11 protein-coding genes and 1 riboswitch are annotated in these 12,986 nt (G+C 33.7%); of the genes, 3 read left to right on the top strand and 8 right to left on the bottom strand.

What is annotated here, in order from left to right; translation table 11 throughout:
• Positions 1 to 119: 119 nt before the first annotated feature.
• From D1606_RS13750 to D1606_RS13740, 3 genes are all read right to left on the bottom strand, one after another.
• On the bottom strand, positions 120 to 1,400 hold the full coding sequence (locus D1606_RS13750; protein WP_119416593.1) for a cation:dicarboxylate symporter family transporter: 1,281 nt from the start codon (positions 1,398 to 1,400) through the stop codon (positions 120 to 122).
• 201 nt (positions 1,401 to 1,601) lie between these two features.
• A complete protein-coding gene (locus D1606_RS13745; protein WP_119416592.1) occupies positions 1,602 to 2,498 on the bottom strand; it encodes a response regulator in 897 nt (298 codons plus the stop codon).
• Between the two features lies 1 nt (position 2,499).
• A complete protein-coding gene (locus tag D1606_RS13740) occupies positions 2,500 to 3,768 on the bottom strand; it encodes a sensor histidine kinase (protein ID WP_119416591.1) in 1,269 nt (422 codons plus the stop codon).
• A 416-nt stretch (positions 3,769 to 4,184) separates the two neighbouring features.
• Between D1606_RS13740 and D1606_RS13735 the strand changes: the two genes are divergently transcribed.
• Positions 4,185 to 4,973 carry an ABC transporter ATP-binding protein gene (locus D1606_RS13735; RefSeq protein ID WP_119416590.1) on the top strand — a complete coding sequence of 263 codons (789 nt, stop codon included), beginning with the start codon at positions 4,185 to 4,187 and terminating at the stop codon, positions 4,971 to 4,973.
• Between the two features lie 147 nt (positions 4,974 to 5,120).
• Positions 5,121 to 5,822: a pirin family protein gene (locus D1606_RS13730; protein ID WP_119416589.1), complete on the top strand. Its 702-nt coding sequence runs from the start codon at positions 5,121 to 5,123 to the stop codon at positions 5,820 to 5,822.
• 89 nt (positions 5,823 to 5,911) lie between these two features.
• Here D1606_RS13730 and D1606_RS13725 read toward each other — a convergent pair whose 3' ends face one another.
• From D1606_RS13725 to D1606_RS13705, 5 genes are all read right to left on the bottom strand, one after another.
• Positions 5,912 to 6,907 carry a methyl-accepting chemotaxis protein gene (locus tag D1606_RS13725; protein WP_119416588.1) on the bottom strand — a complete coding sequence of 332 codons (996 nt, stop codon included), beginning with the start codon at positions 6,905 to 6,907 and terminating at the stop codon, positions 5,912 to 5,914.
• A gap of 196 nt (positions 6,908 to 7,103) precedes the next feature.
• Positions 7,104 to 7,838 (bottom strand): amino acid ABC transporter ATP-binding protein, encoded by a 735-nt coding sequence (locus D1606_RS13720; RefSeq protein ID WP_119416587.1) that lies wholly within the window; start codon positions 7,836 to 7,838, stop codon positions 7,104 to 7,106.
• A 22-nt stretch (positions 7,839 to 7,860) separates the two neighbouring features.
• Positions 7,861 to 8,610, bottom strand: coding sequence for an amino acid ABC transporter permease (locus D1606_RS13715; RefSeq protein WP_199670757.1), 750 nt, complete (start codon positions 8,608 to 8,610; stop codon positions 7,861 to 7,863).
• A 78-nt stretch (positions 8,611 to 8,688) separates the two neighbouring features.
• Positions 8,689 to 9,543, bottom strand: a complete 855-nt coding sequence (locus D1606_RS13710; protein ID WP_119416585.1) for a transporter substrate-binding domain-containing protein — start codon at positions 9,541 to 9,543, stop codon at positions 8,689 to 8,691.
• A gap of 192 nt (positions 9,544 to 9,735) precedes the next feature.
• Positions 9,736 to 9,920, bottom strand: a riboswitch (Lysine riboswitch).
• A gap of 135 nt (positions 9,921 to 10,055) precedes the next feature.
• Positions 10,056 to 11,522, bottom strand: coding sequence for a hypothetical protein (locus D1606_RS13705; RefSeq protein WP_119416584.1), 1,467 nt, complete (start codon positions 11,520 to 11,522; stop codon positions 10,056 to 10,058).
• 343 nt (positions 11,523 to 11,865) lie between these two features.
• Here D1606_RS13705 and guaC point away from each other — a divergent pair, with 343 nt between their 5' ends.
• A complete protein-coding gene (guaC, locus tag D1606_RS13700) occupies positions 11,866 to 12,849 on the top strand; it encodes a GMP reductase (protein ID WP_119416583.1) in 984 nt (327 codons plus the stop codon).
• The last annotated feature ends 137 nt before the right edge of the window (positions 12,850 to 12,986 follow it).

Below are 12,986 nucleotides of genomic sequence, written 5' to 3'. Positions count from 1 at the left end.
AATCTAATTTTTTGTTTCTATAGTATCATCTCAATATGTCAGCATGATGTCTAATTTCGACAAAAAAAGCTCTGCTAATATGAGTTGAAACTCATATCGGCAGAGCTAATATCAATTAATTATGCTAATTTTTCTTTTTCTTCGTCACCAAAGTAATTTTCATACTTGTCTTTATCTAGACGGCCTTCCCATTTCGCCATTACAAGGGATGCTAATGAGTTACCTGTTACGTTTACAGCTGTACGAGCCATATCTAGGATACGGTCAATACCTAAGATGAATGCTAAACCTTCAACTGGAATATTGACAGCTGTTAGTGTTGATAATAATACAACAAAGGATACACCTGGCACACCTGCAATACCTTTAGATGTTACCATCAATGTAAGAACTAATGTGATTTGTTGACCTAGTGTTAAGTCTATACCGTACATTTGAGCAATAAATAATGCCGCAATGGATTGGTATAAAGTTGAACCATCTAAGTTAAATGAATAGCCTGTTGGAATAACGAACGATACGATATCCTTCGGCACACCAGCTTTTTCCATTTTCAACATAATACGTGGCAATACAGATTCAGAACTTGAAGTTGAATATGCTAATAACAATTCATCTTTTAAGATACGAATAATGTGGAAAATATTTAAGCCACAAATTTTAGCTACAAATCCGAGAATCACTACTACAAATAAGAACATTGCTACGTATACAAGAATTGCTAACTTACCTAATGGCACTAAAGATTGTATACCGAATGTTGAAACAGTTACAGCGATTAGGGCAAATACACCAAATGGAGCAAATTTCATAATTGTATTTGTTACCCAGAACATTGCATCTGCTACACCTGAGAAGAATTTTAAAACTGGTTTTCCTTTTTCACCAATTGCTGCAACACCTAAACCAAATAATACTGAGAAGAAGATAATCGCAAGCATATTACCTTCTGACATAGCTTGTACAATATTTGTTGGAACAATATTAATAATTGTTTCAGCAAAACCGCCGCCTTCTTTTACGTCTTTACTAGTTTCGACATAAGTTGAAATGTCGCCTTTTGTTAAGTTAGACATATCAACGCCTACACCAGGATGAAGTAAATCTGCTGAGGCAATACCGATAATAATTGCAAATGTCGTAATAACTTCGAAGTAAACAATAGTTTTAATACCTAGTTTACCAAGTTTTTTAAAGTCACCTTGACCGGCTACACCAACAATTAATGTTGAAATAATAATTGGTACTACAATCATTTTGATCATATTCATAAAAATTGTACCAACAGGTTGAAGATATTTGGTTACGTTTTCATTTCCATAAAAGATAGCTCCGACAACTACACCAAGAATTAACCCTATTAAAATTTGCCAAGCTAGTCCAAACTTAAATTTTTTCATTTATTTAGTCACCCCTTCAGTAATGGTTGCTTTTAACTTGAATCGTAAATCTTGATTTCATTATACGGGCGACTTATAAAATCCGACATTATCCGACATTTTTAATGATATAAAAATTCAAAAAAATTAATTTTAATATAACTTTTCTATTAAATAGATAGGTTTTATGCCGATTTGAGATTAGTTTTTACATATAATTACTTATTTTGGCGGATGCTTGAATTTTTCATTTGCCTCAACATATAAAACTTGCAAAAATTTCTTAACATTGATTTTAGGTTTTTTAGAATCCATCTCGTTCTCTTGAATAGTCTTCATCAACGATCGAATTTCAGCAAACTCAAAATAGCGAGGTGCATAATATTCAAATTCAGGATTTGTATAGTCTACAGCTCCGAGAGTTGCTAGGTTGTTCATCGCAATAGAAATAGTTCGACGAATCCTCTGTTCGATTGCTTTACTCTCTTTCATTATTTCTGCACCGCTAAATTTTGTCTGACTAGCTAATTTTTCATAAATATCTTTTAACGGTGGAATTTGCATGGACTTTTCTTCATTTGAAGATAACAAATCGATGATTGTTACTATATCATCGCTTCCAACTTCTCCGAGAATCCCCATATCATTTAATATGGAAGAAACAACATCCTTAATCGTACGATGGGTTTCTTCTTTTGTTTCCTCTTCAAAGTGTAATATCGACTTTCGAATTGTTAAAAGTGACTTTTTTAGTAGTAGTCGTTCTGATGTTTTTTTTAATACACTTTGTACCTCGATACGATTAATTGGTTTGTGTATAAAAAATTCAATATCCTTTTCGTAAGCTTCGCCTATCATTTCCTTATTTTCAACTTGAGAAATCATGATAAAATGTCCTCTAAAACCTTGCTTACGCAATTGGTCAATGGTTTCTATACCATCTAATTTCGGCATTAAAAGGTCAATTAGTACAAAATCGGGGTCAGTTGATAAAATAGGATCTAATGCATTAACCCCACTATCAGCTTCTCCAATTATGACACCCATATCCCCATCTAAAATAATCTGTTTGAGCATGCGACGACTTGCAACATCATCATCTACGATAAAGTACCGCAACTTACTCCACTCCTTTTTGTATATTCTTGCGAGGTATCTTAATGTGGAAAGTGGCCCCTAAGATTGGTCGTTCAATATAAATTTCACCCTGTAGCATTTGGACAATTTCCTTTACATGAGATAATCCAATTCCGGTTGCAGCTACACCTTGTTGGTTAAATTTTGTTGTAAAGCCAGGCTCAAATATAATACCTAAGTCTTCCTCAGCTATACCTTTGCCTGTATCTTGAATAGCAAAATGAATCATCTCTCCCTGTTCAATGATTCTTAATTCAATACGGCCGTCTTCATCTATAGCTTCAATCGCATTTGCAGTAATATTATTAAGAATGGCAAGCAAAGGGATTTGTTGCGTCAATGGAAAATCAATTGTGTTTTCAATTTTAAATTCTATGTTTTTATTTAACATTTCGCTATATTTAATATTAGCCGTTACGACAAATTCTACAATATTCGATAAGTAATATTCGACATCTGTTTTAGGCATTGTAATATTAGATAAACCTGAAAAGATTCTTTGCGCATCCTTTTTTACTTCATGGATTTCCTGGGAAATGTGCAAGGCCTTTACACTTTGTTCCTGTGACTGTTGTTTTTTTAATGTTCTATATAAATCATAGCTGTCTGCCATAATTTGTTCGATATGATTCATTATTTTTTGCAAATACAATGTTTCGACATATAAATCTGATCCTAGAGTGAGCTGTTGATCTAGTCTTTTATGTTGTTCAGACGTAATAATCGAGCTATATATCCCTACTACAAAAAAACTCCTTAATATGGCTACCAAGATGATTAAAAACCAATCGTAAAATCCTAAATAACTATTTGGTAGGATAAAATAACGAACAATATGTTCAGCACTATTAGAAATAATTTCTATAAAGGTTGCCAAGATGCCCAATTTAAGAGGTTGCTCAATAAAACTTCTAACATCTAAAAGTGTGAATAATACAACATACACAAAATAAAACAAAAATGCAGGATAGTGTTCAATTAGACTATCAGGAAACGTACCATTATATATTAAAACACTTGAAAATACTCGAAAAAGAACTACTGTTAAACCTGTTATAACCCCAGTACGTATAACAGATCTCGGTATACGGATTAATATTAATAATAAGAAAGTAATACTCCCCAATCCAAAGCGAAAATCTTCACCATTAAACGGTATGAGCTTAATTTCGCTACTTATTGCTGTAAAACTTGCAATGAGTAATATCCAAATAACTTCAGTTCTCAACCATTTAAATGATATTGAATTCATAAAAATCACCTTATAAAAAAGACTTATAGTCTATTTTAACATTGTCAACATCATAAAGAAAAATTTTTATTGAACGAGAAAGATAGCCCTTACAAAGATAAATACCCTTTGGATTCATATAATCCAGAGGGTATTTTTTAAAGTACTAATATTTTTTGAATAGTTTTGTTTGGAAAGTGTTCGAATCTAACTTCCTGTATGGCTACTTTATTATTAATAATTGGTTATTATTTAATGTTTCTTCACGGGCACATTTATGTGATTCAACATTTTTTCTATTTATCACCATACAATTTTATAAATCATCCAAAATCATTATTGACAGTAATTACTAATTAGAATTATGATAATGATCAGATGCAATTGATTTTCATTCTCATTAATTTGTTTGCTTATTATAAATTGGAGGTTGAATAATGGTCCGTTTACTTACTAATAACCTAAGTGTTGGCTATGGTGAAAAGCTGATTTTACAGAATTTAAACATCGAAATTCCTGATAAGAAAATCACCACCATCATAGGTTCAAATGGCTGTGGGAAATCTACCTTACTAAAAACAATGACTCGACTTATTAGTCAACAAGCTGGCTACACTGTTTTAGACGGTGAGGATATTGCAAAACAAAAAACAAAAGATCTGGCACGCAAAATGGCGATTCTTCCGCAGACTCCTGAAAGCATCAACGGATTAACTGTCGGTGAACTTGTCTCTTATGGTCGTTTTCCTTATCAAAAGGCTCTAGGAAAACTAACGAAAAGAGATTATGAAGTAATTGACTGGGCTTTAGAAGTGACAGGTACTTCTGATTACAAATATCGTTCTGTTGACGCACTTTCAGGTGGACAGCGCCAACGCGTCTGGATCGCAATGGCCCTTGCACAAGAAACAGAAATTATTTTCTTGGATGAGCCAACTACGTATTTAGATATGGCCCATCAATTAGAAGTTCTCACGCTGCTCCAAAAGTTAAATAAAGAACAACAACGCACCATTATTATGGTACTTCATGATTTAAATCAAGCGGCTAGGTTTGCTGATTATTTGATTGCGTTAAAAGATGGGGAAATTATCAAAGCTGGGGAATGTGAAGAAGTTATCCAACCAGAAGTTTTAAAAACTGTTTTTAATATTGATGCTTTTATTGGTTTAGATCCTCGTACAAAAAAACCAATTTGTATTACATACGATCTCATTAAAGAGTAAGAAAAAGATGTCTTATGAGTTGAATTTAACCTTATAAGACATCTTTATATATATTAAGTTGAAAGGTTTGACTAATTATAAAATTGCTTATAAAATTATCTCGAATTAAAGATATTTTCAAGATAATTATTTGAAGGGAAGATTATTATGCTTAGAAAAGTTGACCATCAACAAATGGGGACTAGCCACCTAGGTTGGTTAAACAGTACATTCCATTTTTCATTTGCAGAATACTACAATCCAAAAAACATTCAATTTGGTGCATTACGAGTTATAAATGACGATTTAATCGCACCTCATACAGGATTTGACCTTCATCCTCACCGTGATATGGAGATTATTTCTTATGTTGTCAAAGGCGCACTTACACACCAAGATAGCATGGGAAACAAACATACCATCACACGAGGGCAAGTCCAATATATGAGTGCTGGGACAGGCGTTTTCCATAGCGAACATAATATGGGTGATGAAGAACTAAGAATGCTTCAAATTTGGATTTTACCAGATCGTCATGGGCATACTCCACATTATGGTGAGTTCTTATTCGAAATGGATGAACGCAAAAATAAATGGCTCCATATGGTCTCAAACAAGAATGGAACCGCACCAATTCAAATTAACCAAGATGCTAATTTATATGCAATAGAATTAGAAGCTAGTAAGGAAATTAATTTTGAAGTAGCCAAAGGACGCCAAGCTTATCTTGTAGATATAGAAGGTCAGGCTACGATAAATAATGTTCCACTTGAAGCACGTGATGGCTTAGAAATCGTAGAAGAAAACATTCATATCAAAGCCGAAAATACAGCACACATTTTAGTGATTGAAATGGCAAAAGTAGATTAATAATACTTTGGTTTAAAAAATCGAAAGAACTCACCAAAAGGCGAACAACTGGTGGAAGTTGTTCGCCTTTTAATTAAAAAATATAATAACTATATCGACTCAATAACAATAACAGACCAGCCTTTCCCCTTATAGGCATTGTACCCTTCAGTTAAACAATATGCACAAATTTGATTGTTTTCAATCACATATCCACGGTTATCAGCTCCACTAGTAACCTTTTGAACCGCCTTCATATCACTCAAATTTTTACTCAAAACATTCTCTCTATCTTTTGATGCAATTACAATACCCTCTTTGTTAATAACATATAATTGAGAGGATTCATCAATTTTAACATTGTCAATAATGTCATATATAAAATCCCAGTTAAAGCGAGTAGAAAATACACCCCTAACTTGACCATGTTCATCTCTTATTGGACATGAATACCCCATCGTATATCCCTGAACAACTTCAGAATAATACATATCCGTTACATATACATCATTATTGCTAATAGTTTCTCTAAACCATTCCCGATTAGCCATACTCTTGCCAACTTCACTTTGATTTTTCGCAGTGACTATAATATTACCGTCTAGGTCAACTACTAGCAGTTCAAAATACACTTCGTAAATTTCATATATATTTTTTAATAAGGCCTGTGCTTCTTCTCTAGTTTCAAGTGTTGGATTAGCTATGACATTTTTAACAGCATCAAAAGTAGCCCACGCTTGTACATCACAATTTCGTTCAAACAAATTACGATCAATTTTATCAATCGTATCATATGCAATGTCAACTGTTCGAACAGCAATTATTTCATTTGCCTTTTGTTGAATAGATTTAATAATTTCTTCACTTTCTTTACTTGCATCCATACTGGCAGCAGCAAACTTATTAATCTCTTTTGCAACTACTGAAAATCCACGTCCTGCTTCTCCAGCCCGAGCCGCTTCAATACCAGAGTTCAATGCTAGTATTTTGGATTGCATGGAAATCTTCTGTAACTTTTGCATAACATTTTGCATTTCTCGATTTTCAAATTTCAATTCATTCATCAAAGTGGAAACATTAAGGTTTTCGTTTTCAGTGTTGATCATATCTTCAACCCCCTATGTATAAAGTTCTCTACTAAATAGTATAGCACCTATTTGTCTAATTTTTCTGATTTTTACGTAAGGTTTATTAACATGTTTTCTACAAATAGGCCAATATTTGATATCATATATCTATTTTAATTCCAAAGGATCATACAGAAAAAGCTGTCACCCAAAACGTGAGATGACAGCTCTATTTTTATTTTAAAGCGCGGTTTAAAAATGCCTTCGTCCGTTCGTGTTTCGGATTATTAAACACTTCATCAGGGGTATCGTCTTCAACAATTACACCTTTATCCATAAATACAATCCTATCCGAAACTTCTCTTGCAAACTCCATTTCATGCGTAACAATAATCATGGTTAATCCGGACTTTGCTAATTCCTTCATAACCTTTAAAACTTCTCCAACCATTTCAGGGTCAAGCGCTGATGTTGGTTCATCAAATAATAATGCATCAGGCTGCATGGATAAAGCTCTCGCAATCGCAACCCTTTGCTTTTGTCCACCTGACAATTGGCTAGGTCTCGCATTTAAATAACGATCCATACCAACTACCTTTAAATATCTCATAGCTACTTCCTTAGCTTCATCTTTTGAACGTTTTAAAACTTTTGTTTGCCCAAGAACACAGTTACTTAATACGTCGCAATTATTAAAGAGATTAAATTGTTGGAATACCATTCCTAAATGTGTTCTAAACGTATTGAGATTTTGCTTATTTGTAAGAATATTTTTACCCTTATAAAAAATTTCTCCACCACTTGGTGTTTCAAGCAAGTTTATACAACGTAAAAGTGTTGATTTTCCTGACCCAGATGATCCAATCACACATACTACTTCACCTTTTTTTACAGAAAAGTTAACGTCTTTTAATACTTCATGTGTACCAAAGGATTTACTAAGATGTTGAATATCAATAATTGTTTCCATAGTTTTTCTCTCCTTTGTACCTCTATTTTGCCTGTTCCGGTCTACGGATAAATGTAGCGTCATCTAGTATTTGATAATTTGCATTACCTGAAAGTTTGCGTTCAAAGAATCGCAAAATTTGCGTAACAATAATCGTCATAACTAAGTAAATCAGACATGCAACAAAGAATGATTCGAAATATCGGAAGTTATTTCCTGCAATTGATTTTGTTTGGAAGAACAATTCAGTGACGCCAATTACATTTAATACAGATGTATCTTTGATATTCATCACATATTGGTTTCCTGTTGCAGGTAAGATATTGCGCATTACTTGTGGTAACACAACATGAATCATTGTTTGCCAGTGATTCATCCCTATAGCTCGAGCCGCTTCAAACTGTCCTTGTTCAATACTCATAATCCCACCACGAACAATTTCAGCCATGTAAGCGCCTGTATTAATCGATACGATAAAAATTGCTGCAAAGGTACGATTCATATCAATGCCAAACAACAAATCTGATCCGTAATAAACGACCATTGCTTGCACAATCATAGGTGTGCCACGGAAGAACTCAACATAAATTGTTAAAATAGCATTGATAATTTTCAAGAGCCACTTTTTAGCTCCACCATTGCCCTTTGGAATTGTATTAATGACGCCAATAATCAAGCCGATTAATGCGCCAATAATAGTCCCGATTGTTGAAATAACCAGTGTCATCCAAGCGCCTCTTAAGAACATCGGCCAGTTATTTGTAATGATATTGATAAACCATTCTAAGCTCATTATTACTCCTCCTTAAAAGCATAACAAGAACTACCAATTGCAATAATCACAATCGGTAGCTCTTTAAGTTCAACATAACTATTTAGCTGCTGGTTGATTTTTGATCGCTTCATCCATGATTTGTTCACGGTCTGCTTCTGAAATTCCTTTAAGGATTTCATTGATCTTATCTGTTAAATCACTATCTTTTTGTAAACCAACCGCGATTGCTGTATCTTCTTGTGATGTTTTAAATCCTTCGCCTTCAGTAAACTCTACCATTGCAAATTTATCGTTAGCTGCTGTTGCTGAAACAGCTTCAGGTTTTTCTGAAACGTAACCGTCAATTTTACCTGATTCAAGTGCAACGCGCATTGCTGGGAAATTATCCATTGCAGTTTGTTTTTTAACGCCTTTAATTTGATCGATAACTGTATAGTGGAAAGTGTTCAACTGAGCCGTCACCTTCGCACCTTTGAAATCAGTAATTGATGTTGCACCATCATATTTGCTACCTTTTTTTACAACCATTACTAAATTAGATTTATAGTAGATATCTGAGAAATCTATTGTTTGTTTACGTTCTTTCGTTGGTGACATACCAGCGATAATGGCATCAATTTTCCCAGAAGTTAGTGCTGGTACAAGACCATCCCATTCTGTTTTCACAACAACTAATTTCTTGCCTAAACCATCTGCGATTTTTTGCGCAATTTGTACATCATAGCCGTTTGCGAATTCTGCATTTCCTTTAATAGCAACACCACCATTTGAATCGTCTGATTGTGTCCAGTTAAAAGGTGGATATCCTGCTTCCATACCTACTGTAAATGTATCTTGTTCCTCACCATTTCCTGATGATTCCGACTTTTTAGAATCGCCTGTGCCACATCCTGCTAATACAAGGATGGCCATTAATAAAACACCAGTTAATAATGTCCATGTCTTTTTCATATTTCCCTCTCCTTTAAAAACAGTTCCCTTATGTGTAGAAAAAGAGCTAAATGTCTAATCTTTGCATCTACCCGTTCAGCCAATTCTATTATTCATTGGCCATACAGGTACTTCGATACAAAAATAAAAGGAACCTGAGTTGAACTCAGGTTCCAGAATATATCTAGTCCCAAATCCTCCACTTTTATCCCAAAATGAGATAGCTCAACTCAATAAACCAGGGTAGCTTATTGAGACAGTCTTACAATTATTCATTGCAAGCCCAGCATGTAATATCGAGATCTATTACAAACTTCGGCAACATTTCCTTCTTCCCGGTTTCACCGCTCTCTCTAACTCCGCCAAGAACTAATAAATATCGCGCCTCTACCTCACCAATAAGTGAGGTCGTATTTACTTGTTGTGAACAGTCTACAATACTAGTGTTTTTCTGTCAATTCTTATTTTCTAATTATTTTTAAGATTTATAGTTTTCGGAAATCCATTGTTCATTCAAATAAATTTATTTACTATTATCCTTCTCTTAGAACATCTGAGAATTCGTAATAAACCTCACCTGTAGTTGCATCGATTCTTTCTATTCTTCTGTTTTGAGGGAAATCCATTACATAATCTAATCCATATAAAGTTACATCTTCATCTTCGTCTTCATAATTTATCGTACGTGCTAGTTTCATTTGTAAATGCTCTTTAAAAATTGTTTTAGCTACTTCTATAGACACAACAGGCTCCATATTCATCGCTAATAATTGTGATTCGTCAGGTAAAATAATCGAGCAATCACGAATTACACCTGTATAAACACCGACATTTACATGGATGGAATATTCATCCATACGAATTCCTTCATAATGGCGAATAAACGTGAATGTTGTGAATGGTTCAAAGTTAAACTCATCATCTTCATCTAAACCTTCATCTTCATCTGCTTCCATCTTTTCGAGTTCCTCAAAAAATTGACGTTCTTCTTCTGTTAAATCTTCTTCATTTAAAAATTCAATATCTTCATCTTCTTGAAGTTGATCTTCAAGTATATATTTATCATGAATATTGCCAATAATAGCTTCTAAAAATATTTTTGCCCTTTCTTCTAACAACTCTTCTGGCAATTCTTCTGACTCTTCCCATTCAACACTAGATTCATAATCTAATTGTAAATCATCAGTTCTTTCAATTTTAACTATTGGGTCTGCAGTCTGGACATTTTCTACATCCAATGAGTCATACCAGAATGTCCCGTTTTCTGTTTCTACTTTATACATATCATCCGTTACACCCAATAAGCTTTCCACTGATTGAGTTACTGTCACCGGCTTAAATTCATGTGTATCAGCAGCTTTTTCTTCTAAAAACTCTTCTGTTGTCGCTATTTGTCCATCTACATGGACTGCTAAATATTCACGATTTGGATAGTATACTAACTTCATCTCACCACTATCTTCAAATATGCCTAGTTGCACCAAAGGATATCGACAAATAATTTCTTTAGCATCTTCTGCTGAAATCTGGATATCTGGGTATGTTAATTGATAGTAAGATTGGAATAACACTGCCGAAATAATAAATCCTTGCTTATTAATTTCAATTGTTACCCCGGAATTAGGTATAAATAAATTTAAAGCCATATCCTTTTCTTCAAAAATGACCATGTAAGATTCACCATTCCATTGTGTCATTTCTTTAAAATGCAAACTTTCCCGGCAGAAGTCTTTTGCAAAGTCTTCAGCACAACCGATTAATTCATCGGGTGTTAATTCTTCATATTCGTCCAAAGAAACGTCATTATGTTCCATAATCTCTTCCATATCAATCATGAAAGATGTAAGCTTTTGTTCATCATTAAGCTCTATATGGCCATATATAAGACCTCTATGCGCATCTATAATTTCTCCAATAGTTTGGTCATCCTCATCATATTCAATTGAAATAACTGGTCTTCCAATAATATAATCCCTTAAAATAAATTCTAAATTTTTCATCAGTTGCTTCCTCTCGTTATTCTTTATAAGCCATTTATTTTTATGTAAGTAATCCCTTTTATCCTATATATTATCAATTCAGTTCCTATTGCCCTTAAAACCTGATTTTATCATAAATAATTGAGTTCGTCTTAAGTTGTTACGTTAAACAGATCTACCAACGTGAACCTATTCTACTTTCTTAAATCTTATCTAATTTCCTCTCAAACCTCATTTAAAAAACTACTATTTTAGTAATTTTGCAAAAAAATTTTGACATTAGGCTAAAATTAATGTAAATTACCAAATGGCGAACGTTTTTTAAATAAACAAAAATAATATTCGTTTTTAGGAGTGTTTTTTAATGGATAATGTATTTGACTATGAAGATATTCAATTAATTCCCGCAAAATGTATTGTGAATAGCCGTTCTGAATGTGATACAAGTGTTATGCTCGGTGGTCACAAATTTAGACTTCCTGTTGTCCCTGCAAACATGCAAACAATAATAGATGAAAATATTGCTATTAAATTAGCTGAAAATGGTTACTTCTATATTATGCATCGCTTCAATCCAGCAAATCGTGCGGATTTTGTAAAGGACATGCAAGCACGTGGCTTAATCGCTTCTATTAGTGTCGGAGTAAAACCAGAAGAATACGCTTTTATAGAAGATTTAGCGAAAGAAAATTTAACTCCTGACTATATAACAATTGATATTGCACACGGTCACTCAAATGCAGTGATCAATATGATTCAACATATAAAAAGACTACTTCCTACTTCCTTCGTTATTGCCGGTAATGTCGGTACACCTGAAGCTGTTCGTGAACTTGAAAACGCTGGTGCTGACGCTACTAAAGTTGGAATTGGGCCTGGTAAAGTATGTATTACAAAGGTTAAAACAGGTTTTGGAACTGGTGGCTGGCAATTAGCCGCCCTTCGTTGGTGTTCAAAAGCCGCAACGAAACCTATTATTGCAGACGGAGGTATTCGGACTAACGGCGATATTGCCAAATCCGTTCGCTTTGGTGCAACAATGGTAATGATTGGTTCATTATTTGCTGGTCATGAGGAATCACCAGGTAAAACGATTGAAATTGATGGTAAGTTATATAAAGAATATTTTGGTTCTGCATCTGAATTCCAAAAAGGTGAAAAGAAAAACGTCGAAGGTAAAAAAATGCACGTTGAACATCGTGGCCATTTAAGTGATACGCTTATTGAAATGGAACAAGACCTTCAATCGTCAATCTCTTATGCCGGAGGTACAAAACTGGAATCCATTCGTAATGTTGACTATGTAATTGTTAAAAACTCTATTTTTAATGGTGACAAAGTATACTAAATAATTTTAAATCACCTTACACATAGCCTAAATAAAATCGATTAGAGCATCCTTACGTTCAACAAGAAGGATGCTTTTTTATTTTTCAAATACATTATATTATCGTAAATTCTGTAATTTATTTTTTAAATTTAAAT

The sequence above is a fragment of the Rummeliibacillus sp. POC4 genome, assembly GCF_003576525.1.
Classification (GTDB): Bacteria; Bacillota; Bacilli; order Bacillales_A; family Planococcaceae; genus Rummeliibacillus.
Note: the sequence above shows the minus strand (reverse complement) of the source record. Positions and strands in the feature narration are given on the sequence as shown.

Bases quoted from the DNA above. Each gene is read 5' to 3' on its own strand.
- D1606_RS13730 (WP_119416589.1), top strand. From the start codon at position 5,121: ATGCTTAGAAAAGTTGACCATCAACAAATGGGGACTAGCCACCTAGGT.
- D1606_RS13705 (WP_119416584.1), bottom strand. From the start codon at position 11,522: ATGAAAAATTTAGAATTTATTTTAAGGGATTATATTATTGGAAGACCA.
- guaC (WP_119416583.1), top strand. From the start codon at position 11,866: ATGGATAATGTATTTGACTATGAAGATATTCAATTAATTCCCGCAAAA.
- D1606_RS13740 (WP_119416591.1), bottom strand. From the start codon at position 3,768: ATGAATTCAATATCATTTAAATGGTTGAGAACTGAAGTTATTTGGATA.
- D1606_RS13710 (WP_119416585.1), bottom strand. From the start codon at position 9,543: ATGAAAAAGACATGGACATTATTAACTGGTGTTTTATTAATGGCCATC.
- D1606_RS13750 (WP_119416593.1), bottom strand. From the start codon at position 1,400: ATGAAAAAATTTAAGTTTGGACTAGCTTGGCAAATTTTAATAGGGTTA.
- D1606_RS13715 (WP_199670757.1), bottom strand. From the start codon at position 8,610: ATGAGCTTAGAATGGTTTATCAATATCATTACAAATAACTGGCCGATG.
- D1606_RS13725 (WP_119416588.1), bottom strand. From the start codon at position 6,907: ATGATCAACACTGAAAACGAAAACCTTAATGTTTCCACTTTGATGAAT.
- D1606_RS13720 (WP_119416587.1), bottom strand. From the start codon at position 7,838: ATGGAAACAATTATTGATATTCAACATCTTAGTAAATCCTTTGGTACA.
- D1606_RS13735 (WP_119416590.1), top strand. From the start codon at position 4,185: ATGGTCCGTTTACTTACTAATAACCTAAGTGTTGGCTATGGTGAAAAG.